This window comes from Pelomonas lactea, from assembly GCF_043555885.1.
Classification (GTDB): Bacteria; Pseudomonadota; Gammaproteobacteria; order Burkholderiales; family Burkholderiaceae_C; genus Pelomonas; species Pelomonas lactea.
On sequence record NZ_JBIGHX010000006.1, the window covers coordinates 133,339 to 157,221 of the forward strand.

At 70.5% G+C, this 23,883-nt stretch carries 23 protein-coding genes; 15 read left to right on the plus strand and 8 right to left on the minus strand.

The annotated features are described in order from the left end of the window. Positions 1-23: 23 nt before the first annotated feature. From ACG04Q_RS17355 to sugE, 10 genes are all read left to right on the plus strand, one after another. Positions 24-1,430 (plus strand): FAD-binding oxidoreductase, encoded by a 1,407-nt coding sequence (locus tag ACG04Q_RS17355; protein ID WP_394512333.1) that lies wholly within the window; start codon positions 24-26, stop codon positions 1,428-1,430. Between the two features lie 67 nt (positions 1,431-1,497). Continuing rightward, complete coding sequence (locus ACG04Q_RS17360) at positions 1,498-1,890, plus strand: VOC family protein (RefSeq protein ID WP_394512335.1); 393 nt, start codon at positions 1,498-1,500, stop codon at positions 1,888-1,890. A 78-nt stretch (positions 1,891-1,968) separates the two neighbouring features. Further along, positions 1,969-2,832 carry a class A beta-lactamase gene (gene bla, locus ACG04Q_RS17365; RefSeq protein WP_394512336.1) on the plus strand — a complete coding sequence of 288 codons (864 nt, stop codon included), beginning with the start codon at positions 1,969-1,971 and terminating at the stop codon, positions 2,830-2,832. Continuing rightward, complete coding sequence (locus tag ACG04Q_RS17370; RefSeq protein WP_394512337.1) at positions 2,829-3,734, plus strand: AraC family transcriptional regulator; 906 nt, start codon at positions 2,829-2,831, stop codon at positions 3,732-3,734. Before bla ends, ACG04Q_RS17370 begins: the two co-directional genes overlap by 4 nt. 74 nt (positions 3,735-3,808) lie before the next feature. Beyond that, a complete protein-coding gene (locus ACG04Q_RS17375; RefSeq protein ID WP_394512339.1) occupies positions 3,809-4,120 on the plus strand; it encodes an NIPSNAP family protein in 312 nt (103 codons plus the stop codon). Beyond that, positions 4,117-4,440: an antibiotic biosynthesis monooxygenase family protein gene (locus ACG04Q_RS17380; protein ID WP_394512340.1), complete on the plus strand. Its 324-nt coding sequence runs from the start codon at positions 4,117-4,119 to the stop codon at positions 4,438-4,440. The genes ACG04Q_RS17375 and ACG04Q_RS17380 overlap by 4 nt, the downstream gene beginning before the upstream one ends. Before the next feature lie 73 nt (positions 4,441-4,513). Beyond that, positions 4,514-5,215 carry an ArsR/SmtB family transcription factor gene (locus ACG04Q_RS17385; RefSeq protein WP_394512341.1) on the plus strand — a complete coding sequence of 234 codons (702 nt, stop codon included), beginning with the start codon at positions 4,514-4,516 and terminating at the stop codon, positions 5,213-5,215. Between the two features lie 41 nt (positions 5,216-5,256). Beyond that, positions 5,257-5,715 carry a GNAT family N-acetyltransferase gene (locus ACG04Q_RS17390; protein ID WP_394512342.1) on the plus strand — a complete coding sequence of 153 codons (459 nt, stop codon included), beginning with the start codon at positions 5,257-5,259 and terminating at the stop codon, positions 5,713-5,715. 1 nt (position 5,716) lies between these two features. Next, positions 5,717-6,097 carry a hypothetical protein gene (locus ACG04Q_RS17395; RefSeq protein WP_394512343.1) on the plus strand — a complete coding sequence of 127 codons (381 nt, stop codon included), beginning with the start codon at positions 5,717-5,719 and terminating at the stop codon, positions 6,095-6,097. A gap of 95 nt (positions 6,098-6,192) precedes the next feature. Beyond that, a complete protein-coding gene (sugE, locus tag ACG04Q_RS17400) occupies positions 6,193-6,507 on the plus strand; it encodes a quaternary ammonium compound efflux SMR transporter SugE (protein ID WP_394512344.1) in 315 nt (104 codons plus the stop codon). Between the two features lies 1 nt (position 6,508). Here the strand turns inward: sugE and ACG04Q_RS17405 are convergent, their stop codons facing one another. Genes ACG04Q_RS17405 through ACG04Q_RS17415 form a run of 3 tightly spaced genes read right to left on the minus strand, consistent with a single transcriptional unit; the run spans position 6,509 to position 11,329 of the window. Next, entirely contained in the window at positions 6,509-8,053 is a 1,545-nt protein-coding gene (locus tag ACG04Q_RS17405; protein ID WP_394512589.1) for a SpoVR family protein, read from the minus strand. Positions 8,054-8,106: 53 nt separating this feature from the next. After that, the gene (locus tag ACG04Q_RS17410; RefSeq protein WP_394512345.1) at positions 8,107-9,387 is read right to left on the minus strand and encodes a YeaH/YhbH family protein; all 1,281 of its coding nucleotides are present in this window, start codon (positions 9,385-9,387) and stop codon (positions 8,107-8,109) included. Positions 9,388-9,406: 19 nt separating this feature from the next. After that, on the minus strand, positions 9,407-11,329 hold the full coding sequence (locus ACG04Q_RS17415; RefSeq protein WP_394512346.1) for a PrkA family serine protein kinase: 1,923 nt from the start codon (positions 11,327-11,329) through the stop codon (positions 9,407-9,409). 422 nt (positions 11,330-11,751) lie between these two features. Here ACG04Q_RS17415 and ACG04Q_RS17420 point away from each other — a divergent pair, with 422 nt between their 5' ends. Further along, on the plus strand, positions 11,752-13,965 hold the full coding sequence (locus tag ACG04Q_RS17420) for a formylglycine-generating enzyme family protein (protein WP_394512347.1): 2,214 nt from the start codon (positions 11,752-11,754) through the stop codon (positions 13,963-13,965). A 27-nt stretch (positions 13,966-13,992) separates the two neighbouring features. Here the strand turns inward: ACG04Q_RS17420 and ACG04Q_RS17425 are convergent, their stop codons facing one another. Both ACG04Q_RS17425 and ACG04Q_RS17430 read right to left on the minus strand, forming a co-directional pair. Further along, positions 13,993-14,898, minus strand: coding sequence for a ParB/RepB/Spo0J family partition protein (locus ACG04Q_RS17425; protein ID WP_394512348.1), 906 nt, complete (start codon positions 14,896-14,898; stop codon positions 13,993-13,995). A 16-nt stretch (positions 14,899-14,914) separates the two neighbouring features. Further along, on the minus strand, positions 14,915-15,454 hold the full coding sequence (locus tag ACG04Q_RS17430) for an RBBP9/YdeN family alpha/beta hydrolase (RefSeq protein WP_394512349.1): 540 nt from the start codon (positions 15,452-15,454) through the stop codon (positions 14,915-14,917). A 51-nt stretch (positions 15,455-15,505) separates the two neighbouring features. On the opposite strand from ACG04Q_RS17430, the gene argC reads away from it, so the two are divergent. The 4 genes from argC (at position 15,506) to ACG04Q_RS17450 (ending at position 21,065) form a co-directional block, all read left to right on the plus strand. Continuing rightward, positions 15,506-16,453 (plus strand): N-acetyl-gamma-glutamyl-phosphate reductase, encoded by a 948-nt coding sequence (argC, locus tag ACG04Q_RS17435; RefSeq protein ID WP_394512350.1) that lies wholly within the window; start codon positions 15,506-15,508, stop codon positions 16,451-16,453. Positions 16,454-16,524: 71 nt separating this feature from the next. Next, positions 16,525-18,915 (plus strand): hypothetical protein, encoded by a 2,391-nt coding sequence (locus ACG04Q_RS17440; RefSeq protein ID WP_394512351.1) that lies wholly within the window; start codon positions 16,525-16,527, stop codon positions 18,913-18,915. Beyond that, positions 18,912-20,255: an esterase/lipase family protein gene (locus ACG04Q_RS17445; protein WP_394512352.1), complete on the plus strand. Its 1,344-nt coding sequence runs from the start codon at positions 18,912-18,914 to the stop codon at positions 20,253-20,255. Before ACG04Q_RS17440 ends, ACG04Q_RS17445 begins: the two co-directional genes overlap by 4 nt. A gap of 81 nt (positions 20,256-20,336) precedes the next feature. Further along, positions 20,337-21,065, plus strand: a complete 729-nt coding sequence (locus tag ACG04Q_RS17450) for an SEL1-like repeat protein (RefSeq protein WP_394512353.1) — start codon at positions 20,337-20,339, stop codon at positions 21,063-21,065. A gap of 20 nt (positions 21,066-21,085) precedes the next feature. Here the strand turns inward: ACG04Q_RS17450 and ACG04Q_RS17455 are convergent, their stop codons facing one another. From ACG04Q_RS17455 to ACG04Q_RS17465, 3 genes are all read right to left on the minus strand, one after another. Further along, entirely contained in the window at positions 21,086-22,102 is a 1,017-nt protein-coding gene (locus tag ACG04Q_RS17455; protein WP_394512355.1) for an OmpA family protein, read from the minus strand. A gap of 16 nt (positions 22,103-22,118) precedes the next feature. Then, a complete protein-coding gene (locus tag ACG04Q_RS17460) occupies positions 22,119-23,159 on the minus strand; it encodes an OmpA family protein (protein ID WP_394512356.1) in 1,041 nt (346 codons plus the stop codon). A 159-nt stretch (positions 23,160-23,318) separates the two neighbouring features. Further along, positions 23,319-23,816, minus strand: a complete 498-nt coding sequence (locus ACG04Q_RS17465; protein WP_394512358.1) for a GNAT family N-acetyltransferase — start codon at positions 23,814-23,816, stop codon at positions 23,319-23,321. Positions 23,817-23,883: the final 67 nt, after the last annotated feature.

The window sequence follows — 23,883 nt, forward strand, 5'->3', positions numbered from 1 at the left end:
GACCGCCGTCGTCGGAGTTGGCCATGAACGCGCCCGAATCCCGTTTCTCCCCCGCCTCGCCGTTGCCCGCCGCGCTGCTGGAGCGCCTGCGCGCCGAGTTCGGCGAGCGCTGCTCGACCGCGCAGGCGGTGCGCGAGCAGCATGGCCGCGACGAGTCGGTGTTCGACGTGCCACCGCCGCAGGCCGTCGTGTTCGCGCAGAGCGAGGCCGAGGTGGCGCGCGTGGTGGCCCTGTGCGCGCAGCACCGCGTGCCGGTCATTCCCTACGGCGCGGGGTCGTCGCTGGAAGGCCATCTGCTGGCGGTGCAGGGCGGTGTGAGCCTGGACGTGTCCCGCATGGACCGCATCCTGCGCGTGGATGCCGAGGACCTGACGGTCACCGTGCAGCCCGGCGTCACGCGCAAGGCGCTGAACGAGGCGCTGCGGCACGAGGGCCTGTTCTTCCCCATCGACCCCGGCGCCGATGCGAGCCTGGGCGGCATGGCCGCCACGCGCGCCAGCGGCACGAACGCGGTGCGCTACGGCACGATGCGCGAGAACGTGCTGGGGCTGCGCTTCGTGGCGGCCAGCGGCGAGGTCGTGCGCACCGGTTCGCGCGCGAAGAAGAGCAGCGCCGGCTACGACCTGACGCGGCTGCTGGTCGGCAGCGAGGGCACGCTGGGCGTCATCACCGAGCTGACGGTCAAGGTGCATCCGCTGCCCGAGGCGGTGTCGGCGGCGATCTGCTTCTTCCCCGGCATCGACGCGGCGGTGCGCACGGCCATGCAGGTCATCCAGATCGGCGTGCCCATCGCCCGCTGCGAGCTGCTGGACGCGAACGCGATCCGGGCCGTCAACGCGCATGACAGGCTGGGCCTGAAGGAGCAGCCCATGCTGCTGATGGAGTTCCATGGCAGCGAGGCCGGCGTGGCCGAGCAGGCGGCCACCGTGCAGGCCGTGGCCGACGAGCAGGGCGGCGAGGCTTTCGAGTGGGCGACGACGCCCGAGGCCCGCACGCGGCTGTGGACGGCGCGGCACCACGCCTACCTGTCGGGCCTGCAGATGCGCCCCGGCTGCCGCGCCGTGACGACGGACACCTGCGTGCCCATCTCGCGGCTGGCCGAGAACATCGACGCGTCCGTCGCCGAGGTGGAGGCCGCCGGCCTGCCGTATTTCATCGTCGGCCATGTGGGCGACGGCAACTTCCACATGGCCTATCTGCTGGACCCGGCCCGGCCCGACGAGCTCGCCACCGCCGAGCGCCTCAGCGCGCAGATGGTGGCGCGGGCCCTTGCGCTGGAAGGCACCTGCACGGGCGAGCATGGCATCGGCCTGCACAAGCAGGGCTTCCTCGTCGACGAGACCGGCGAGGCGGCGGTGGCGATGATGCGGGCGGTGAAGCAGGCGCTGGACCCGCTGGGGATCATGAACCCGGGCAAGATCTTCTCGTGACGCGGCAGCGCCGGCCTGCCGGTGTGCCGACAATCGGCGTCAATCCACCCCTCCCAGGAGATAGACAGTGTTCAACCACATCATGGTCGGCAGCAATGACATCGAGCGCAGCAAGCGCTTCTACGACGCGGTGCTCGCCGTGCTGGGAGCACCCGCCGGCGCCGTCAACATGGCGGCGTCCGGCCATCAGCGCGTGTTCTACCGCCACGGCGGCAACAGCTTCGGCATCAGCCAGCCGATCAACGGCGAGCCGGCCTGCCATGCCAACGGCGGCACCATCGGCTTCAAGTGCGACTCCGCCGAGCAGGTGAAGCAGTTCCACGACGTGGCGGTGGCCCACGGCGGCCAGTCCATCGAAGAGCCGCCGGGCCTGCGCGACGGCGCGATGGGCCCCATGCACCTGGCCTATGTGCGTGACCCGGACGGCAACAAGCTGTGCGCGGTCTACCGCGTCAAGTAACGCTACGCCACTCAACGCCGGCTTGTCGATGAAGTCGGCTTCATGCCACCGGCCGGCCGCGGCGCCAGAATCCGCGGCATGCAACGCCGCCCCCTCATCGCCGGCCTGACCCTGGCCGCCTTCGCCCGCCCCAGCCTGGCCGCCCCCGCGGCACTCGACCTTGCCGCGCTGGAGCGCAGCGTGCAGGGCCGGCTGGGTTTCTTCGCCCTCGACACCGGCAGCGGCCGCACCGTGGCCCACCGGGCCGACGAGCGCTTCTCCACTGCGTCCACGTTCAAGATCCTGCTGGCCGCGCGCGTGGCGCAAGGCGTGGAGGGCGGGCGCTGGCGCTGGGAGGACGAGGTCACGCTGCACAAGAGTGAGCGCGTGGCGCATTCGCCGGCCTTCGACCGCCTGCTGCCGCGCGGGCGGGCCACGCTGGCCGAGCTGTGCGCCGGCATCGTCATCGAGAGCGACAACCCCTGCGCCAACGTGCTGCTGCGCCACTGCTGCGACTCGCCGGCCGGCCTGACGATGTGGCTGCGCCAGCAGGGCGACGACGTGACCCGGCTGGACCGCTGGGAGACCGAGCTCAACGAAAACCTGCCCGGTGACCCGCGCGACACCAGCACGCCGCGGGCGTTCGCGAAGACGCTGCGCCACCTGCTGCTGGGCGACGGTCTGTCGCGCACGAACCAGGCGCGGCTGTGGGCCGACCTGCAGGCGTCGCAGACGGGGCTCAGGCGGCTGCGCGCCGGCGTGCCGGATGCCAGCTGGCGCGTCATCGGCAAGACCGGCACGGGCTACCGGGGCGCCGTCAACGACGTGGCGCTGGTGTTCCCGCCGGACGGCCGCTCGCCGTGGGTGGTGGTGGCGCTGCAGTCGGACTCGCGCGCCTCGACGGAAGCGCTGTCGGCCGTGCTGGCCGGCGCGATGGGCCAGCTGGTGAAGGCCTGGGGGTGAAGCCGGCGCCCAACACCAGCCGGCGGCAGTACGAGGCGCGCATGCACCGCGTGCAGGCGCACATCGACCGCCATCTGGACGCGCCGCTGGATCTGGAGGCGCTGGCCGGCGTGGCGCATTTTTCGCCGTACCACTTCCACCGCCTGTTCCTGGCGTGGACCGGCCAGACGCTGGGCGACTACCTGGCGCGCCGGCGGCTGGAGAAGGCGGCGCAGCGGCTGCGTGGCCAGCCGGATTCGACGGTGCTGAGCATCGCGCTGAGCGTGGGCTATGGCTCGGCCGAGGCGTTCACGCGGGCGTTCAAGGCGCGCTTCGGGCTGCCGCCGACGCAGTGGCGCAATCTCGATCAGGCCGACAGCAATCTGGATCAGGCCGGCACGGAGGCGGGCGATGAGGATGGGCTCTTCCGCAACCCCGACGAAGGAGATCCCGTGAACGTCCGCCTCATCGACCGCCCGCCCGTGCGCATGGGCTATCTGCGCTACCACGGCGCCTATGGCCCCGCACTGGGCCGCTTCTGGGCCGAGACCTTCAACCCCTGGCTGGCGACGCAGAACCTGGGTGCCGTGGCGCGCTTCGGCATCGGCCACGATGACCCCAGCCTCGTGGCACCCGAACTGTGCCGCTACGACTGCGGCGTGGCCGTGCCCGATGACTGGGTGCCGAGCGGTGGCGCACTGGTCACCGAGCTGCCGGGTGGCCGCTACGCCGCGCTGGACTTCGAAGGCACGGCCGCCGACATCGGCGCCGCCTGGCAGGCCATGATGGGCCGCTGGCTGCCGTCCAGCGGCCTGCAGCTGGATGCACGGCCCTGCTTCGAGCACTACGGGCCGGCCGCGAAGTTCGACTACCGCACCGGCGTGTTCGACTGCGAGCTGTGCATCCCGGTGGCGCCGTTGTGATGCTTCGCTGCGCGCCTAAGCGTCGGCAGTGACCGGCGGCGCACAGTGGCGGCTCATCGACACGAGGAGCCGCCATGCCCGCCATCACCTGCTTCATCCGCTACGAGCTGGACCCGTTCCAGCGCGAGGCCTTCCGCACGTACGCCGAGAACTGGGGCCGCATCATCCCGCGGCTGGGCGGCCGGCTGCTGGGCTACTGGCTGCCGTGGGAGGGCACGAACGACGAGGCCTGGGGCCTGGTGGGCTTCGACTCGCTGGCCGACTACGAGGCCTACCGCGCCCGGCTGAAGGCCGACCCCGAGGCGCGGGCGAACTTCGAGTTCGCTCAGCAGCAGCGTTTCATTGCCCGGGAGACGCGGACTTTCTGTGAGGATGTGCGGCCATGATGGCCGTCATCTTTGAAGTCCAGCCCACGCCCGAAGGCCGCGCTGCCTACCTGGACCACGCCGCCGCGCTGAAGCCGCTGCTGGAGCGCATGGACGGCTTCATCTCGGTGGAGCGCTTCCAGAGTCTCGCGCAGCCGGACAAGCTGCTGAGCCTGTCGTTCTGGCGCGATGAGGACGCCGTGCGCGGCTGGCGCGAGATGGAACGCCACCGCGCCGCCCAGGCCGCCGGCCGCGGCGGGCTGTTCGCCGACTACCGGCTGCGCGTGGCGCACGTGGTGCGCGACTACGGCCTGCACGACCGCGAGCAGGTGCCACGGTGAGCGCTGCGCGGGGCTGCCCCAAGCAAGCTCGCTCCCGCTTGGGCGGACAGGCCGCAGGCCGAAGGGAGCCCGATTGAACGCCGAACCGCGCCTGGCCCGCGTCGCCGCGGCCATTGCCGACCCGACGCGGGCGCGCGTGCTCGCGCGGCTGCTGGACGGCCGCCTGCACACGGCCGGCGAACTGGCCACGCATGCCGGCGTGAGCGCGGCGACGATGTCGGCGCACTTGAAGCTGCTCGTCGACGAAGGCCTGGCCAAGGTCAGGCCGCAGGGCCGACACCGCTACTTCGGCCTGGCGGATGGCGATGTGGCGCATGCGCTGGAAGCGTTGCTGCGCGTGGCCGATGGCCGCGATGCCGGACCGTCCGCCGACCTGAAGCGCTGGCAGAAGCCGGCCATGCGCGGGCTGCGGCATGCGCGCAGCTGCTACGGGCATCTGGCCGGCGAGCTGGGCGTTCGCTGGCGCGAGACGCTGCTCGCCAACGGCTGGGTGACGGCAACGCCGGACGGGCGCTATGAAGTCAGCGCAGCAGGGCATGAAGCGTTGGCGGCCTTGATGCCTGAAGGCGCGGCCTGCGAGGGCCGCGCGCTCTATGACTGCGTCGACTGGTCTGAACGCCGCGACCATTTCGCGGGCCCGCTCGCGGTAGCGTGGCTGGAGGCGATGGTGAGTCGGGGCTGGGTGCGGCGCGTCGGCGAGTCGCGGGCGTTGGCCCTCACGCCGCCAGGCGTGCAGGCGTTGATGAACGGTTTGCTGGCCCGGCCGGTGGGCTGAGCGGATCGGGTCGTCGCTCGCGACGATGTACAACGCGCGCCATGAACACCCTTCGCACCCGCATCGCCACTCTGGCCGACCTGGACGTTGTCGCCCCGCTCTTTGACGCCTATCGCCAGTTCTACGAGCAGGCGCCCGATGCGGCGGCCGCGCGGCACTTCATCCGCGACCGGTTGCAGCGCGACGAGTCCATCATCCTGCTGGCGCTGAACGAGGCGCAGCAGGCGCTCGGCTTCTGCCAGCTCTACCCGCTGTTCTGCTCCATCGACGCCAAGCCCATCTACCAGCTGTCGGACCTGTTCGTCGCGCCCGAGGCGCGTCGCTCGGGCGCCGGACGCGCGCTGCTGCTGGCGGCCGAGCGCCATGCGAAGAACACTGGCCGCACGCGGCTGGAGCTGACGACGGCGCGCACCAACAAGACGGCGCAGTCGCTGTACGAGTCGCTGGGCTGGCAGCGCGACGAGGTGTACTTTGCCTACGCCCGGCGCGTGGAGGCCTGACATGAGCGCTGCTGCCGAGACGCCGCTGGGCCAGATCTGCATCCAGGTCCATCCGGCGCGGGCGCCGGGGCTGGACATCGCCCGGCTGGCCGAGGCCTGCGAGGCTGCCGCGCGGCGCACCCCGGGCATCCGCGGCTTTGGCGTCAGCGAAGGCGAGGACGATGGCGCCTACGTGAATCTCGTCTTCGCCGCCGAGGACCCGCTGCAGGCGTGGCCGCCGCTGTGGGCCGCGCTGCGCGCGCTGGCCGAGTTCGGCACGCTGCTGCCGGATTGCTGCCTGGGCATGTGCACGGGCGAGCAGGGCTGGGACGACTACCGGCTGCTGCACCACTTCGACCCCGACGTGGCACTGGGCGAGCCCGGCGACGGCTGTGGCGTCTGAACCACCCACGGGGTGACGGGGCATGGCGCCGTCGGTCGGCGGCGCGGCGCCCGGTGGGCAGAATCACGCGCCTTGTCACTCAGGGCGTTCACATCATGGCTTGGCTGTTGCTCGTCGTCGCTGGCCTTCTGGAGGTCGGCTGGGCCATCGGCCTGAAGTACACCGAAGGCTTCACGCGCCCGCTGCCGACCGTGGCCACCATCACGGCGATGGTGCTCAGCGTGGGGCTGCTGGGCGTGGCGATGAAGACGCTGCCCGTGGGCACCGCCTACGCGGTGTGGGTGGGCGTGGGCGCCGTGGGCACGGCGGCGCTGGGCATGGTGCTGTTCGGCGAGGCGGCGACCGTGGGCCGGCTGGTCAGCCTGGGGCTGATCGTCGCGGGCATCGTGGGGCTGAAGCTCGCGAGCTGATTCAGCCGTGCTGGGGCGGCACGCTCCAGCGCTTGGTCACATCACCGCGCGTGTTGACGCTTTCCAGGTTCACCGCGAAGCCCCACAGACGGCCCACGTGCTTGAGCACTTCCTGCGCGCTGTCATGCAGCGGGCGGTTGAGGTGCTGCTGGTGGCGCAGCGTGAGGGACCGGTCACCGCGCAGGTTGACGTTCCAGACCTGGATGTTGGGCTCGCGCGTGGACAGGTCGTACTGGCGTGACAGCGCCTGGCGCAGGTGGCGGTAGCCGCCTTCGTCGTGGATGGCGGAGATCTCGTACTCGCTCTTGGCCTCGTCGTCGAGGATGGAGAACAGCCGGAAGTCGCGCATGATCTTCGGGCTCAGGTACTGGCCGATGAAGCTCTCGTCCTTGAAGTTGCGCATCGCGTGGTCCAGCGTGGGCAGCCAGTCGCTGCCGGCGATGTCGGGGAACCAGTCGCGGTCTTCGTCGGTGGGCGCCTCGCAGATGCGCTTGATGTCGGTGTACATCGCAAAGCCCAGTGCATACGGGTTCAGGTTGGCGCCCGGGTGCTGGTAGACGACGTTGGTGTGGGACTTCAGCCACTCGATCATCATGCCGTCCGACAGGTAGCCGTCGTCGTACATCTGGTTGAGCAGCCGGTGGTGCCAGAAGGTGGCCCAGCCCTCGTTCATGACCTGCGTTTGCCGCTGCGGGTAGAAGTACTGCGCGATCTTGCGGACGATGCGCACGATCTCGCGCTGCCAGGGCTCCAGCAAGGGTGCGTTCTTCTCGATGAAGTACAGCAGGTTCTCCTGCGGCTCGTCGGGGAAGCGGCGGCTCTCGGCGGCTTCGTCCGGCCGGTCCGGCTTCTTGGGCAGCGTGCGCCAGAGGTCGTTGACCTGCATCTGCGCGTGGTGCTCGCGGTCCTTCAGCCGTGCCCGCTCCTCGGCCAGCGACAGCTTGGCCGGGCGGCGGTAGCGGTCCACGCCATGGTTCATCAGCGCGTGGCAGCTGTCCAGCAGCGCCTCGACGGCGTCCAGCCCGTGGCGCTCCTCGCACTCGGCGACGTAGTTCTTGGCGTAGACGAGGTAGTCGATGATGGACGACGCGTCCGTCCACATGCGGAACAGGTAGTTGCCCTTGAAGAAGGAGTTATGGCCGTAGCAGGCGTGGGCGATGACCAGCGCCTGCATGGCCAGGGTGTTCTCCTCCATCAGGTAGGCGATGCAGGGATCGGAGTTGATGACGATCTCGTAGGCCAGCCCCATCTGGCCGCGCTTGTAGCTGCGCTCGGTGGCGATGAACTCCTTGCCGTAGCTCCAGTGCCGGTAGTTCACCGGCATGCCCACCGACGCGTAGGCGTCCATCATCTGCTCGGCGGTGATTACCTCCAGCTGGTTGGCATAGGTGTCCAGGCCGAAGCGGTCGGCCGTCTGCTTGATGACGGCGTGGTAGTCCTCGATGAGCTCGAAGGTCCAGTCGTTCGGGGAGGGCAGCGGCTGGCTGGGGCGCTGTTGCAGCGGCAGCATGCGGCGCAGCGGGTCGCGCTGGCGGCGCTCCGGCATGCCGGGCGGTGGCTTGGCCACGCGCTCGGGGTGGCGGCGGTCTTCCTTGCAGCTCATGATGTCGCGCCCTCCTTCTTGAACAGCTCTCGGAAGACGGGGTAGATCTGCGAGGCCTCGACGGCCTTGCGCATCGCGAAGTGGCCGACGTCCTCCTGCAGCTTCTGGTATTCCTCCCAGAGGTTCTGCTCGGGTTCGGCGACCTGCACGTAGGCGAAGTAGCGGCACAGCGGCAGGATCTTGTCGGCGAGCAGCTCGCGGCAGCGGCCACTGTCGTGGTGCCAGTTGTCGCCGTCGCTGGCCTGGGCGCCGTAGATGTTCCACTCGGTCGGCGAGTAGCGCTCGCGGATGATCTGCTCCATCAACACGAGTGCCGACGACACGACGGTGCCGCCGGTCTCGGTGGCGTGGAAGAAGTTCTGCTCGTCCACCTCCTGCGCCTGCGTGTGGTGGCGGATGAAGACGACGTCGATCTTCTCGTAGTGCCGCGTGAGGAACAGGTACAGCAGGATGAAGAAGCGCTTGGCGAGGTCCTTGCGGCCTTCGTCCATGGAACCCGATACGTCCATCAGGCAGAACATGACGGCGCGCGTCGTCGGCACCGGCACGCGCACGCGGGAGCGGAAGCGCAGGTCTATGGGGTCCAGGAAGGGGATGGCGTCCAGCCGGGCCTTCAGGTGGGCGATGCGCTCGCGCGTCTCGGCCAGCAGGCGGGGGGTCTCGGGGCGGTCCTCCTTCAGCAACTCCTGCTCGCGGGCTTCGAGCTCGTGCAGCTCGCGGCGCTTGTCCATGCCCAGCGCGATGCGCCGGCCCAGGGCACCGCGCATGGAGCGCACGACGTGCAGGTTGGTGGGCGTGCCGTCGGATGAGAAGCCGGCGCGGTGGCTCTTCCACTCGGGTGTGTCGGCCAGCGTCGTGCGGGCGAGGTTGGGCAGGGCCAGGTCGTCGAAGAAGACCTGCATGAACTCTTCCTTGCTGAGGTGGAAGACGAAGTCGTCCTCGCCCTCGCCCTGGTCGCTGGCTTGGCCGCCACCGCCACCGCCGCCTTGCCCACCCTTGGGCTTGGCGATGCGGTCGCCCTTGACGTACTCCTGGTTGCCGGGCCGCACGACCTCGCGCACGCCGCCGTCGCCATGGCCGAAGACGGGTTCGCTGAGATCCTTCTTCGGGATCGTCACGTCCTCGCCGCGCTCCATGTCGCGGATGCCGCGGCCATCCACCGCGCGCTTCACTGCCTCACGGATCTGGTCCTTGTGGCGGCGCAGGAAGCGCTCGCGGTTGCCGATGGACTTGTTCTTCCCGGACAGCCTGCGGTCGATGATTTGCTGAAGCGACATCGAGCGACCTGCTTTCTTGTTAGCTCGACTTCCTCACGCGCAGGTACCACTCGCACAACAGCCTTACCTGCTTGGCCGTGTAGCCCTTGTCCACCATGCGCTGCACGAAGTTCTCGTGCTTCTTGGCGTCCTCGGCGCTGGCCTTGGCGTTGAAGCTGATGACGGGCAGCAGCTCCTCGGTGTTGGAGAACATCTTCTTCTCGATGACGGTGCGCAGCTTCTCGTAGCTGGTCCACAGCGGGTTCTTGCCCGCGTTGTTGGCGCGCGCCCGCAGCACGAAGTTGACGATCTCGTTGCGGAAGTCCTTGGGGTTGGAGATGCCGGCGGGCTTCTCGATCTTCTCGAGCTCGGCGTTCAGCGCCGCGCGGTCGAAGACCTCGCCGGTGTCGGTGTCGCGGTATTCCTGGTCCTGGATCCAGTAGTCGGCATAGGTCACGTAGCGGTCGAAGATGTTCTGGCCGTACTCGCTGTAGCTCTCCAGGTAGGCGGTCTGTATCTCCTTGCCGATGAACTCGGCATAGCGCGGCGACAGCTGTTCCTTGATGAAGCCGACGTACTTCTCTTCGAGCTCCTTGGGGAACTGCTCGCGCTCGATCTGCTGCTCCAGCACGTACATCAGGTGCACGGGGTTGGCGGCCACTTCTGCCGAGTCGAAGTTGAAGACCTTGGACAGGATCTTGTACGCGAAGCGCGTGCTGATGCCGCTCATGCCCTCGTCGACACCGGCGTAGTCGCGGTACTCCTGGTAGCTCTTCGCGCGGGGGTCGGTGTCCTTCAGGTTCTCGCCGTCGTAGATCTGCATCTTGGAATACAGCGACGAGTTCTCCGGCTCCTTCAGGCGCGTGAGCACGGCGAACTGGCTCATCATCTTCAGCGTGCCTGGCGCGCACTTGGCCTCGGCCAGCGACGAGCCGCGGATGAGCTTCTCGTAGATCTTGACCTCTTCGCTCACCCGCAGGCAGTACGGCACCTTCACGATGTAGACGCGGTCGAGGAAGGCCTCGTTGTTCTTGTTGTTGCGGAAGGTCTTCCACTCGCTCTCGTTGCTGTGCGCCAGCACGATGCCGTCGAACGGAATCGCGCCGAAGCCTTCGGTGCCTTTGTAGTTGCCTTCTTGAGTTGCCGTCAGCAGCGGGTGCAGCACCTTGATGGGCGCCTTGAACATTTCCACGAACTCCAGCAGGCCCTGGTTGGCCAGGCACAGGCCGCCGGAGTAGCTGTAGGCATCGGGGTCGTCCTGCGCATAAGTCTCGAGCTTGCGGATGTCGACCTTGCCCACCAGCGAGCTGATGTCCTGGTTGTTCTCGTCACCCGGCTCGGTCTTGGCCACGCCCAGTTGCTTGAGCACGCTGGGGTAGCGCTTGACCACCTTGAACTTGCGGATGTCGCCGCCGAACTCGTCGAGCCGCTTGACGGCCCACGGCGACAGGATGCGGTTGAGGTAGCGGCGCGGGATGCCGTAGTCGCGCTCCAGCAGCGGGCCGTCTTCCGTTGGGTCGAACAGGCCCAGCGGGCTCTCGTTCACCGGCGAGCCGGCGATGGCGTAGAAGGGCACCTGCTCCATCAGCTGCTTCAGCCGCTCGGCGATGGAACTCTTGCCGCCGCCCACGGGGCCCAGCAGGTAGAGGATCTGCTTCTTTTCCTCCAGCCCCTGCGCAGCGTGCCTGAAATAGGACACCACCTGCTCGATCGCTTCCTCGAGCCCGTAGAACTCGGCGAAGGCCGGGTAGATCTTGATCGTCTTGTTGGCGAACAGGCGCGAGAGGCGCGGGTCGTTGCGCGTGTCGAGCATCTGCGGCTCGCCAATGGCCTGGAGCATTCGCTCGGCGGCTGTGGCGTAGGCCAGCGGGTTTCTCTTGCACTCGGCGAGGTACTCCTCCAGTGTGAGTTCCTCGACCTTCGTGCGCTCATAGCGCGCGGCGAAGTGGCTGATGACGTCCATGTCGATCTCCTGCGGTTTGAACTCCACAGGACCACAGGCACGATCCGTGCCCGAGGGGCTGGGGGGTTCTGATCGCGCCTCAACTGCAAGGCGTCATCAGAACTCTCCAATCGATGTTCTGGTCGTCAGCTTGGGGCCGACGCAACGGGACCATCTCAAGAATAAGCCGATGCCAACCCACCAACAAATCCGCTTGCGTTCCCGTTGACAGGTGCGGCCCAGCATACGCCCGGCCGAGAGGCAAGACCTGCCACTTTCATGGCAAACCACACATTCCGCTTGGGTTTAACGCCGACGTGAAAACGCTGGTGCAAAACGGGCCGCGGGTTCTTCCCCGCGCCGTTGGCGCACGGCCGTGGCTAGGATGATGAAAGCGGTTTCAAATTTTGATGCAAACCGGCTTTTTCCCCACGCTGCGTGCCATGCCCGATCGACAAACGCTCACTGCCCTCGCCCTGTCTCTTCTCGCCGGGCTCGCTGCCGCCGGTCCGGACAGCCAGGCCCCGGCCGCCGCCGCGGGTATCACCGTGCGCGGCACGCAGATCGCCGGCCCTGACCAGGACGACCGCGGCGAGCCCGACTGGCTGGCCCGCATGAACAACTGGCGGCGTGACCCCACCGCCACGCACGCCGCGTGGCTGCAGGCGATGCAGCAGTGGCGGCGCGAGCAGCACCAGCGCCTGGGCTACGACGACGCGCAGTACCGCCGCCCCGAGCTGCAGTGGACGCAGGGCAGCTTCGTGCAGCCGCAGGTGATGGTGGAAGACCGGCTGCTGTACGACCCGGTGAAGCGCGTCTACACCGTGAAGCGGCTGCTGGATGATCTGCGCCAGCGCTACGGCGGCATTGACAGCGTGCTGCTGTGGCCGGTGTACCCGAACAGCGGCGTGGACGACCGCAACCAGTGGGACCTGCTGCGCGACATGCCCGGCGGTGTGGCCGGCGTGAAGGCCATGGTGCAGGACTTCCAGCGCCAGGGCGTGCGCGTGTTCTTCCCCACCATGCCGTGGGACGTGGGCACGCGCGATGAAGGCCGCAGCCAGGCGGAGGCGACGATGGAGCTGCTGGCCTCCATCGGCGCCGATGGCGTCAACGGCGACACCATGGCCGGCCTGCCCATCGACTTCCTGCGCGCCGCGCAGGCCCGCGGCGTGCCGATGGCACTGGAGCCCGAGCTGCCGCTGCAGGACGACGCGATGCTCGCCTTCAACACGCTGAGCTGGGGCTACTGGGAGACGCCCTTTGTGCCCATGGTCAGCAAGTGGAAGTGGCTGGAGCCGCGGCACCTGGTGCATGTGTGCGACCGCTGGGCGACGGACCGGCACGAGATCTTGCAAGCGGCCTTCTTCAACGGCACGGGCATACAGAGTTGGGAGAACGTGTGGGGCTGGTGGAACGGCATCACGCCGCGCGATGCGGCGGCGCTCAAGCGGATCGCCGGCGTGTACCGCGGCTGGCCGGCGCTGCTGTCCAGCGCGGGCTGGGAGCCGCACGTGCCCACGCGCCAGTACGGCGTGTACGCCAGCCGCTTTCCCGGCGACACGGCCACGCTGTGGACGGTGGTCAACCGCAACGACTTCACCGTGGGCGAGCTGCCGCTGACCGTGGCGCACGAGCCCGGCGCGCGCTACGTGGACGCGTGGAACGGCCGCGAGCTGAAGGCCGACGTGGGCGCCGACGGCCGCGCCACCGTCACGCTGGCGCTGGAGCCGCGCGGCTTTGGCGCACTGGTGCAGCTGCGCAGTGCCGACGCGGTGGCGGCAGCCCAGCCGGTGCTGCAGGCGCAACGCGCGCTGGCCGAGAAGCCGCTGGCGTCGTATTCACGCGAGTGGAAGCCGCTGCCGCAGCGGCTGGTGCCCCAGGCGCCCACGCCGCGCGTGAAGGCGGCGCCGGCTGGCATGGTGACCGTGCCTGCTGCGGCGGCGTACGACTTCCGCGTGACCGGCCTGCAGATCGAAGGCGAGAACCGCCCGGGGCTGGACGTGCAGTACCCGTGGGAGACGGTGGCGCGGCGCGAGCATGTGCACCGCATGGCCATCGCGCGTTTTCACATCGACGTCCACCCGGTCACCAACGAGGCCTTCGCGCGCTTCGTGCAGGCCACGGGTTACCGGCCGGCGGATGACCATCACTTCCTGGCCCACTGGCAAGGCGCGCAGCCCGCGCCGCAAGACCTGAAACGCCCCGTGGTGTGGGTGGGACTGGAAGACGCCCGCGCCTACTGCCGCTGGGCCGGCAAGCGCCTGCCGCACGAGTGGGAATGGCAGTACGCCGCGCAGGGCAGCGACGGCCGGCGTTACCCGTGGGGGTCAGACTGGCGCGACGATCTCGTGCCCCCCGCGCACACCGCGCGCCACCTGCCCGTGCTGGCCGAGGTGGGCCGCTACCCGCAGGCGGTCAGCCCCTTCGGCGTGCAGGAGCTGGTGGGCCACCTGTGGCAGTGGACGGACGAGTTCGAGGACGACCGCACGCGCGCCGCCATCGTGCGCGGCGGCAGCCCCTACCAGCCGCAGGGCGCGTCCTGGTACTTCCCCAACACGCGCCGGCTGGACCAGCACGGCAAGCTGCTGCTGATGGCCCCGTCGAAAGACCGCTCGGGGCTGATCGGCTTTCGCTGCGTGGCGGACGCCGAGTGACCACCGGCTGACGCGACCGCGGGGGCTTCAGCCCTCGCGGCGCAGCTTGTCGAGGATGCCCGACAGGGCGTCCAGCGAGTCGAAGTGGATGGCCAGCTCACCGCTCTGGCCGCCCTTCTTGGTGCGCTTCTTCACGCGCACTTCCACGGTGGCGCCCAGCGCGTCGGCCAGCTCTTCCTCCAGGCGCAGCACGTCGCGGCTCTTGTCGCCCTTCACGCGCAGCAGCGGGGCCTGGCGCGCGGCACCCTGCGTCTTGGCGACCAGCTTCTCCGCTTCGCGCACGCTGAGCTTCTTGGCCGCGATCTCGCTGGCGGTGGTGATCTGCGTGGCGCCGTCCAGCGGCAGCAGCGCGCGGGCGTGGCCCATGTCCAGGTCACCGGCCATCAGCATGTTCTGCACCGGGGCGGCCAGGTTCAGCAGGCGCAGCAGGTTGCTGGCGGCGCTGCGCGAGCGGCCCACGGCCTGCGCGGCCTGCTCGTGCGTCAGGCCGAACTCGTCGGTCAGGCGCTTCAGGCCTTGCGCTTCTTCCAGCGGGTTGAGGTCTTCACGCTGGATGTTCTCGATCAGCGCCATCGCGGCCGCCGATTCGTCGGGCACCGCCTTCACCAGCACCGGCACCTCGCGCAGGCCGGCCAGCTTGGCGGCACGGAAGCGGCGTTCGCCGGCGATGATTTCGTAGCTGACGCCGCCGTTCGGCGTGATCGGGCGCACGAGGATGGGCTGCATGATGCCCTGGCCCTTGATGCTCTCGGCCAGCTCGTACAGCGAGCCCTCGTCCATGCGCGTGCGCGGCTGGTACTTGCCGGCCTGCAGCTGCTCCAGCTTCAGCGTGCTGGGCGTGCCGTCGCGTTCGGGGGCGGGGGTGTCGCTGACCTTGGGGCCCAGCAGGGCTTCCAGGCCGAGGCCGAGGCCTTTGGGTTTCTTCGTTGCCATGGGCGCGGATTGTCCTTCAGGGCTTCGCGAGGCTGCGCAGCAGTTCCCGGCCTTCGGGCCAGTCGCCCAGCCCCGAGTCGGCATTGAGGTGGCCGCGCGGCCCGGCCATGACGACGCTGCTGCCCCAGTCCGCCGCCATCTGCGCGCTGCGCTCGGCGGCGCCGAAGGGGTCGTCGCTGCTGATGACGGCGATGCTCGCGAAGGGCAGGCGCCGGCGGCGGATGGGGCGCCAGTTGTGCAGCTGCGGCGGCATGTCCTCGCGCTCGGTGTCGGGCGGGGCGACGAGCAGCGCGCCCGCCACGCGGGCCGTGTGCTGCGAGTGCTCGGCCCAGCTCGCCACCAGCTGGCAGCCCAGCGAATGCGCCACCAGTACGGCCGGGGCATCGTCCTGCAGCAGCACCTCGTCCAGCCGTGCCATCCAGTCGCCACGGCGCGGCCAGTCCCAGTCGTGCTGCTCCACGCGCTGGTCGCCATGCAGCCGCTCCCAGCGGCTTTGCCAATGCTCGGGGCCGGAGTTCTGCCAGCCCGGCAGAAGCAGTACGCGCGATGGATTCATGGTTTGCCCTTATCCTTTGCGGCTCGATTTTCAGCGGTTGGAGCAGCGGCAATGACGTTCAAGGTGTTTGTGGATGGCCAGGAAGGCACGACCGGCTTGCGGATTCACGAGTACCTGGCGGCCCGCACCGACATCGAGGTGCTCAAGATCGCCGCCGACAAGCGCAAGGACCCCGCCGAGCGTTCGCGCCTGCTGAACGCCGCCGACGTGGCCTTCCTGTGCCTGCCGGACGCCGCGTCGCGCGAGGCGGCCTTCATGGTCAACAACGACCGCACCTGCCTCATCGACGCCAGCACGGCCCACCGCACGGCGCCGGGCTGGGCCTTCGGCCTGCCGGAGCTGGCCCGCGGCCAGCGCGGCGCCATCCAGGCCAGCAAGCGCATCGCCAACCCGGGCTGCCACGCCAGCGCCTTCATCCTCGCCGTGCGCCCGCTGGTGGACGCCGGCCTGCTGCCGCGCGAGGCGGCCGTCAGCGCCACGTCCATCACCGGCTACTCGGGCGGCGGCAAGAGCATGATCGCCGAGTACGAGCAGCACCCGCTGCCCGCGCACCTGCAGGCGCCGCGCCCCTACGGCCTGGGCCTGAAGCACAAGCACCTGCCGGAGATGATGGCGCACACCGGGCTGGCCGCGCCGCCGGTGTTCATGCCCATCGTCAGCAGCTTCTACAAGGGCCTGGCCGTCAGCGTGCCGCTGCAGCTGAGCCAGCTGAAGGCCGGCACCACGCCCGAGCAGATCCACGCCGCGCTGGCCGCGCACTACGACGGCGAGCGTTTCATCAACGTCATGCCGCTGCGCGACGCGGCGACGCTGGAGACCGGCTTCTTCGACGTGCAGGCCTGCAACGACACCAACCGCGTGGACATCTTCGTGTTCGCATCCGACACGCAGGCGCTGGTCATCGCGCGGCTGGACAACCTTGGCAAGGGCGCCAGCGGCGCGGCCGTGCAGAGCATGAACGTGCACCTGGGCCTGGAAGAGAGCCTCGGCCTGGTCTGACCCCTGAACGGTGACGTTGCGCGGGAGCGCGGCGTCGCGATACTGCGGCCTCCCAACCTGGAGGACCGCCCGTGGGCAAGACCCGACCGCCGCTGGCGCATGAGCAGCTGCTGGCCACCGTGCACATCGCCGGCGCGGCCGACCCGCTGGGCCTGCCGCTGGCCGCCGTGGACGCGCAGTCGCGCCAGAGCATGGCGCAGCAGGCGCTGCGCTGGACCTATGTGCTGCGCTCCCGCCAGCGCTGGCTGCGCGATGCCAAGGTGCGCGAGCAGCACCAGGCCGATGCCACCGCGACGCTGGCCCGGTTGGGCCTGGATGCCAACGGGCTGCAGGCGCTGGGCGATGCGGACCGGCTGGTGGTGCGCGTGCCTTACCAGCATGAGGCGCTGTGCTGGGAAGGGCGCGTGTTCCCGTGGGAGTACGTGCTGGCCGCCGCCACGCGCGAGCAGCGCCGCGCTGCGCCCGGCGGCCCGAAGCCGCTGACCGTCATCCGCGAGCTGCAGGTGCAGCACGAGGTGGAGGGCCGCTGGCAGCCGGTGCCGCGCGCGGCGGTCGTGTTCCCCGCCTGGCCGGACTTCCGGGTGCTGTTTGTCAACACGCTGCCCAGCGAGCTGGGCGAGCGCTGGACGGTGGAGGCCGAGCTGGCCAACCTGGCGCGGGCGCTGCCGGCCGGTGTGCCCGCGCCACGCGTGCTCAGCCATCCCAGCCTGGACGAGCTGGTGGCCGAGCTGGTGGCGCGGCCGCCGCAGCTGCTGCACTTCGCCGGCATGGACAGCCACCAGGGCCTGCGCGAGCTGGTGGCCGCCCAGGGCGATGCGGCGGTGGTGGAGGTGGCCGGTGTGGTGTGCCGCGCGGCCGACGTGATGGCCGACCGGCAGCGCCTCGTCGACGGGCTGCTGCTGCGCGGCAGCCACGGCGTGCCGCAGCTGGTGCCGGCGCAGCAGCTGGCCCAGCGCCTGGCGGCCGCGGGCGTGCCGGTCTACCTGGCCACGTTCAACGTCTGGAACAGCGCGGCGCGGCTGGCGCCCATGCTGGTGGCCGAGGGCGCGGCGCGGGCGGCGCTGGGCTTCCAGGACGCCTTCGACGACTCGCTGGCCGAGTACGTGCTGACGCAGCTGCTGCGCCAGCTGTTCGACGGCGGCTTCGACCTTCCCGACGCCTTCGCCCGCGTATGGGGGGAGGTGAGGGCGCTGCCCGAGTCGGTGGACGCGACCGGCGTGACGCTGTGGCTGGACGGCCCCGTGTTCGTCGACCCGGCGACGCGCGCGGCCCATGAGGCGCAGGGCCGGCGGCTGGCGGCACAGGCGGCCGAGATCGCGCGGCCGGCGCCGGCCTCGGCCGCGGTGCGCTGCGAGATCGAGCCCTTCGCCGAGCTGAACTACGCGGTGCTGCACAACGCGCAGCCGCTGTTCAGGCGCTTCGTGCTGAGCTGCGAGCGCTTCCAGGAGGCGGCGCCGCTGGACGTCAGCGTGGCCGTGCACATGGGGGCGGAGGTGGCGCGCTTCCAGCGCCGCGTGACGCTGCGCCAGGTGCGCGAGAAGCTGACCGACAAGATCCACGTGCCGCTGACGGCCGAGGTGGCGCGCAGCGTGCACGAGGCCATCAACACCAGCCTGCATGTCTGCGTGCGCCAGGGCGGCGACGTGCTCTACGACGACAGCCACCGGCTGCGCCTGCTGCCGGTGGACCAGTGGCGCGACAACCGCCGCGACGGCCGCTGGCTGCCGTCGTTCGTGCTGCCGCGGGACCCGGCCGTCGTGGGCGCCGTGGCCCGGGCGCAGCGCTACAACCGCGTGCTGCGCGACGACCCGTCGGCCGGCTTCGAGGGCTACCAGTGCGTGCCCGAGAACGCCGTCGACGAGGACGCGCTGCGTGGCGTGGACCGGCAGGTCGAGGCGATCTGGGCCACGCTGCTGCACGACTGGCAGCTGGGCTATGTGAACCCGCCGCCCAGCTACAGCGGCGAGCTGGACTCGCAGCGCCTGCGCGTGCCGTCCACCGTGCTGGCCGAGCGCGCGGGCACCTGCATCGACCTGGCGCTGCTGTTCGCGGCCTGCCTGGAGCTGGTGGACATCTATCCCGTCGTCTTCCTGCTCGACGGCCATGCGCTGCCCGGCTGGTGGCGGCACCGCAGCTTCCAGCAGGAGTACCAGCAGATGGGCGCGGCCAGCTATGGCGACGCGGTGCAGGGCGATGCCGGCGGCAGCGCGGCGGCCAATGCGCAGGCCGTCAGCTGGCATGCCGGCAAGGCCAGCTGGGCCGAGGTGCGGCGCTGGATACGCGAGCGCAAGCTGGTGCCCATCGAGACGGTGCGGCTCACCGAGCATTGCGGCTTCATCGAGGCCATCGAGGCCGGCGTGCAGGCGCTGTCCGAGCGGGCCGACTACGACTCGATGCTGGACATCGTGACGGCGCGCCAGGCGCAGGTCACGCCGCTGCCGTTGCTCCGGGAGGCGCCATGAGTTCGCACACCTTGTGGGCCGAGGCGCGTGAGCTGTTCACCGCGCCGGCCGCCGCACCCGCCGAGACGGCCAGGCCCTCGCTGCAGCAGCGCCGCCGCCGCGGCTTCGAGGCCGGGGACGGGCGTGCCGCCGTGCGCCTGCTGCGCGACGACGACGGCCTGCTGCACTGGGTCTACGAGCCGCCCGCGGCGCCACGGGGCGGCGGCGCGACGCGGCGCAGCTGGCGCGCCGTCGGCGTGGATGCGAACGACACGGTCGAGCGCATCGCGTTCCCCGAGCTGGGCCGCAACGCCGTCACCGACGCGCTGCAGAAGCTGGACGTGCGGCTGAACCCGACGCTGGCCGGCCTGCGCCCCACCGACGGCCTGCGCCGCTGGGATGGCGCGCAATGGGCGCCGCTGGCCGCCGGGGAACTGGCCGCGCTGCAGGGCCGCGTGCTGGTGCTGGTGCATGGCACGTTCAGCCAGAGCGCGATGTACGCGAAGGAGTTCGCCGCCACGGCCGACGGCCAGGCGCTGTTCGAGCGGCTGACGCGTGCCGGCGGCGCCTATGCCGCGGTGCTGGCGTTCGACCACCCGACGCTGTCCGTCGCACCGTGGCTGAACGCGCTGGCCCTCAGCGACGCGCTGGCCGGCTGCGCAGCCGAGCTGGACTTCGTGGGCCACAGCCGCGGCGGCCTCGTCATCTCGTGGCTGCTGCGGCTGGCGCCCGCGCTGCCGGTGCGCCAGGCGCTGTTCGTCGGCTCGCCGCTGGCCGGCACGTCGCTGGCCGCGCCGGACAAGCTGCGCCAGGCGCTGGACCTGCTGGCCAGCTTCGCCGATGCCGTGGCCGAGACCGCACTCCAGGCCGGCAAGGCCGCGCCGCCGGGCCTGCAGCCGCTGGCGCTGGGCGTGAGCGGCCTGGCCTGCGTGCTGGGCAAGGTGCTGGCGCTGGGCGCGCGCACGCCGCTGGCCGATGCCGCCGTGGGCCTGGTGCCCGGGCTGCTGGCACAGGGCCGCGTGGCCAACAACCTGGAGCTGGCCCAGCTGTACCCGCTGCCCGGCGGCGCGGACGTGCGCGCCATCGGCGGCAGCTTCATGCCGGCGGAGGTCAACCAGCCGCTGTGGAAGCTGTGGCAGCGGGTGACGAACCTGAAGGGCCAGGCGATGTACTACGGCGCGGACCTGATCTTCGACCAGCCCAACGACCTTGTCGTCGACAGCGCGTCGATGAACCGGCTGGGCGACGCGACGCTGGCCGCGCCGCAGTGGGAAGACCTGGGCGTCAGCGCCGAGACCCACCACACCAACTACTTCCAGGACCTGCGGGTGTTGACCTGGCTGGACCGGCGGCTGCGGTGAATCGTGACGTCAGGGCGGCGCGGCCGGGCGGGTAAGCTGGCTGCGCGCGGCCGTGTTGTCGCCGATCAAACCGGGATATCCATGCACATCGTCAAGCATCTGGTTGCATCCATCGCCATCGTTGCGCTGTCCGGCGCCACGCTCGCGCAGCCGGCGCCGTCCAGCGAGGTGTTGTTCACCCAGCTGAAGGCGCTGGCGCCCGCCGGCAATGCCGAGGTGCAGTACCACCTGGGCATGTTCCTGAACAACGGCATCGGCACCGCGCGGGACACCGCTGCGGCGTTCCAGCAGTTCTCCGCCGCCGCGGCGGCCGGCCACCCGCTGGCGGCCTACAAGGTGGGCTGCTACCTGGCCGGCCAGTTCCCGGGCGTGGTGCCTGTCGACCAGGCCGAGGCGCTGAAGTTCAAGCTGCGCGCCGCCGAGGCCGGCTACGAGCTGGCCCAGCAGGACGTGGGCATCGCGTACGCCAAGCGGGGCGATGCCGCGAACGCCCGGCAGTGGCTGGAGCGCGCGTCCCGGCAGGGCAGCCTGCCGGCCACGGCCTACCTGGCGCGCGATCTGTCCGCCGACCTGTCGGCCGACAAGACCAAGGGCTATGCGCTGCTGCAGCTGTTGAAGGCGCGCATGCCCGCGCCGCCGCCGGAGATGACCGAGCGCATCGCGAAGCTGGACGCGCAGCTCTCCGACGGCGAGAAGGCCGTGGCCGCCACGCTGCGCGCCAGCTGGGTGACGGGCGAGACGCCGCTGACGCAGCAGGCCCGCAGCGGGACCCGGGCGCTGCCGGCGCTGATCGCGTCGCTGGAGCGGTGACGCGGGCGGGGCGGTACGGCTTACTGCGCCACCAGCTCCACGCGCCGGTTCTTCGCCCGCCCGGCCTCGTCGCCATTGCCGGCCACCGGCGCCAGCGAGGCCAGGCCGCGGGCCGTCAGCCGCCTGGCGTCGACCTTGTACGGCGCCGCGGTCAGCGCCGCGACGACGGCCTGGGCGCGGGCCAGGCTGAGCTTCTCGTTGGCCTCGAAGCCGCCGACGTTGTCAGTGTGGCCGACGATCCAGGCCTTCAGCGCGGGCTGGCTCTTCAGCAGCTCGGCCATCGCGTCGAGCTGGGCCTGGGACTCGGGCTTGAGCTCAGTCCTGCCGGTGTCGAAGAACAGCCCCGTCAGCGTGACGCGGCCCTCCGCCGCCAGGCCGGCCTGCAGCGCGGCGGGGTCGACCGTGACCTGGCCGGTGGCCATGGCCTTGGGCTCGATGACCTGCACGTAGGTGGCGACCAGGCCGGTCGTCGCGTTGGCGGCCAGCGATGTGTAGAGCAGCACGGTGGCCTGCTGGCCCGGCTTGCCCAGCGTGCCGACGAGCATGCGGCCGTCGTCGTGGGCCAGCGCCGAGGTCAGGCTGTAGCGGCTGCCGGTCGGCGTGTCGACGTCGCCCTTGGCCCAGACGAAGCCCTTGGTGGGCTGCAGCTGGCGGGTCCAGGCGAAGTAGAGGTCGCTGCAGTCGCGCTCGCAGACGAAGCGCGGCTTGAAGCCGGCGGCGTTGAGCGCCTGCTGGTAGTTGCGCCAGACCTCCAGCGCCGCCTTGCCGCGCGGCGCGATGTAGACGGTCTGCGTGACCTTGCCTTCGAGCTCGACCAGCTCCTTGAACTTGTACTTGTCGGCCTTCTGGTATTCGGGCGCGGCGGGCACGGCGGCGGCGTCCCAGTCGGCCACGCGCTGGCCGGCCAGCCAGGAGCCGGCGAAGCGCTTGATCAGCGGGTGGTCGGCAGCGCCGGGCAGGTCGGCGCCCGGCGCGGCGTGCGCGGTGAAGGCGGCCAGCAGCAGGGCGGCCAGCATCGAGCGGTGAAGCATGGGCATCCTCGGGGCGATTGGGTTACTGCAGGACCATCTCGACGCGGCGGTTCTTCGCGCGACCGTCTTCGCTACCGTTGGACGCCACCGGCGCAAAGTTGGCGACGCCGCGCGCTTGCAGCCGACCGGCCGCGATGCCGCGCTGCGTGAGCGCCGCCACCACGGCCTTGGCGCGGCCTTCGCTGAGCGCGAGGTTGGCGTCGATGGCGCCGACGTTGTCGGTGTGGCCGACGATGAGCACCTTGAGCGCCGGCTGCGCCTTCAGCAGCGCGGCCATCTGGTCCAGCTGCGTGGCGCTGTCGGGCTTGACGTCGGTCTTGCCGGTGTCGAAGAACAGGCCGTACAGGGCCACCTTGCCCTCGGCCTGCAGGCCTTGGCCGATGGCCTTGGCGTCCACCGTGACCTGGCCCGTGGGCATGGCCTTGGGCTCGACGATCTCGACGTAGGTGACCGCGCGGTTGGTGTGCTCGTTGGACGCCATGGACGTGAACAGCAGCAGGTGCAGCGTGCGGCCACCGCTGCTCAGCGTGCCCACCGTCATGCGCGCCTGGTCATGGGTGATGGACATGGCCAGCGGCCAGCTGCTGCCGCGGTGCTGGCCGCCGGCGGCGGGCAGGTCGCCCTCGGCCCACTGCATGCCCTTGGCGCGCTCGTAGCCGTCCAGCGCGAAGTAGGCTTTGACACAGCCCTGGGCCTCGTTCTCGCAGCCCCAGGTGGGCTTGAAGCCGGCGGCGGCCAGCGCCTGCTGGTGGTTGCGGTAGACCTCCAGCGGGCTCTTGCCCAGCGGCGACAGGTAGAACAGCCGCGTGACCTTGCCTTCCAGCACGACGGGCCGGTTGAACTTGTCGTTCTCGGTCTTGGACACGCCGCTGGCGTCGGGGAAGCTGCGCTGGTCCCAGTCCTGCTGGGCGTAGCCGACGAGCACGCTGCCGGTGAAGCGCTTGAGGACGGGGTGGTCGGCGCTGCCGGCCACGTCGACCTTGGGGGCGTCGGCGAAGGCCGGGGTGGCGAGCGTGGCGGCGGCCAGCGTGAGGGTGGCGAGGGCGGTGCGCAGGGGCGTCATGAGGAGCCTTGTGTTCCGAGGAGGGCGATGGTGACGCCGTCAACGCGGCGCGCTGGCTCGCCGATGGCCTTCAAACAAGGGACGGTGAGCCGCCGGCAGCGCCGTTTTTGTAGCCAGACGTAAGCCGCCGCTGCACGGTCTGACGGGTGGGGGGACGCGTCAGCCCGGGCGGGACGCCAGCAGGTAGCGCAGCTCGGTGCAGGGCTCGCCGCGGAACTCGGTGGCCACGGTGGCGATGCGGGTAGCGCCCAGCCGCTCCAGCAGCCGGATGCAGGCCGCGTTGCGCGCGTCGGTCTGTGCGTGGATGTGCCGGACGGCCGTCTGCTCGAACACCAGCGCGATGGCCGCGCGCACCGCGGCGCTGGCCAGGCCCCGGCCCTGCGCCGCGCGGGCGAGGCTGAAGCCGAACTCGGCCTCGCGGCCGTCGGCGCTGATGTGGACGCCCAGGTCACCGATCAGTTGGCCCGTCAGGTCATCGGCGATGCCCAGCTGCGTCCAGGTGCCGGGCTGGAACAGCGGGCCAGCGGCCATCTCTTCGAGGAAGGCCAGCGCCCGCGCGTCGGTCTGCGGCTGCCAGCCCTGCCAGCGGCCTACCTCGGGGTCGCCGCGGTAGGCCTGGAAGTCGGCCAGGTCGGTGGGGCGCAGGTGTCGCAGCATCAGCGGTGCCCGGCCGCCCGTAACCGCTGATCGCCCCCTCGGGGGGCAGCGAGCATCGCGAGCGTGG

What these genes read in the sequence shown, in the direction of transcription:
- argC (WP_394512350.1), top strand. Translation starts at nt 15,506, where the DNA reads ATGACGTTCAAGGTGTTTGTGGATGGCCAGGAAGGCACGACCGGCTTG.
- sugE (WP_394512344.1), top strand. Translation starts at nt 6,193, where the DNA reads ATGGCTTGGCTGTTGCTCGTCGTCGCTGGCCTTCTGGAGGTCGGCTGG.
- ACG04Q_RS17425 (WP_394512348.1), bottom strand. Translation starts at nt 14,898, where the DNA reads ATGGCAACGAAGAAACCCAAAGGCCTCGGCCTCGGCCTGGAAGCCCTG.
- ACG04Q_RS17355 (WP_394512333.1), top strand. Translation starts at nt 24, where the DNA reads ATGAACGCGCCCGAATCCCGTTTCTCCCCCGCCTCGCCGTTGCCCGCC.
- ACG04Q_RS17445 (WP_394512352.1), top strand. Translation starts at nt 18,912, where the DNA reads ATGAGTTCGCACACCTTGTGGGCCGAGGCGCGTGAGCTGTTCACCGCG.
- ACG04Q_RS17420 (WP_394512347.1), top strand. Translation starts at nt 11,752, where the DNA reads ATGCCCGATCGACAAACGCTCACTGCCCTCGCCCTGTCTCTTCTCGCC.
- ACG04Q_RS17415 (WP_394512346.1), bottom strand. Translation starts at nt 11,329, where the DNA reads ATGGACGTCATCAGCCACTTCGCCGCGCGCTATGAGCGCACGAAGGTC.
- ACG04Q_RS17465 (WP_394512358.1), bottom strand. Translation starts at nt 23,816, where the DNA reads ATGCTGCGACACCTGCGCCCCACCGACCTGGCCGACTTCCAGGCCTAC.
- ACG04Q_RS17450 (WP_394512353.1), top strand. Translation starts at nt 20,337, where the DNA reads ATGCACATCGTCAAGCATCTGGTTGCATCCATCGCCATCGTTGCGCTG.
- ACG04Q_RS17460 (WP_394512356.1), bottom strand. Translation starts at nt 23,159, where the DNA reads ATGACGCCCCTGCGCACCGCCCTCGCCACCCTCACGCTGGCCGCCGCC.
- ACG04Q_RS17390 (WP_394512342.1), top strand. Translation starts at nt 5,257, where the DNA reads ATGAACACCCTTCGCACCCGCATCGCCACTCTGGCCGACCTGGACGTT.
- ACG04Q_RS17380 (WP_394512340.1), top strand. Translation starts at nt 4,117, where the DNA reads ATGATGGCCGTCATCTTTGAAGTCCAGCCCACGCCCGAAGGCCGCGCT.
- ACG04Q_RS17455 (WP_394512355.1), bottom strand. Translation starts at nt 22,102, where the DNA reads ATGCCCATGCTTCACCGCTCGATGCTGGCCGCCCTGCTGCTGGCCGCC.
- ACG04Q_RS17405 (WP_394512589.1), bottom strand. Translation starts at nt 8,053, where the DNA reads ATGCCGGAGCGCCGCCAGCGCGACCCGCTGCGCCGCATGCTGCCGCTG.
- ACG04Q_RS17410 (WP_394512345.1), bottom strand. Translation starts at nt 9,387, where the DNA reads ATGTCGCTTCAGCAAATCATCGACCGCAGGCTGTCCGGGAAGAACAAG.
- ACG04Q_RS17395 (WP_394512343.1), top strand. Translation starts at nt 5,717, where the DNA reads ATGAGCGCTGCTGCCGAGACGCCGCTGGGCCAGATCTGCATCCAGGTC.
- ACG04Q_RS17430 (WP_394512349.1), bottom strand. Translation starts at nt 15,454, where the DNA reads ATGAATCCATCGCGCGTACTGCTTCTGCCGGGCTGGCAGAACTCCGGC.
- bla (WP_394512336.1), top strand. Translation starts at nt 1,969, where the DNA reads ATGCAACGCCGCCCCCTCATCGCCGGCCTGACCCTGGCCGCCTTCGCC.
- ACG04Q_RS17375 (WP_394512339.1), top strand. Translation starts at nt 3,809, where the DNA reads ATGCCCGCCATCACCTGCTTCATCCGCTACGAGCTGGACCCGTTCCAG.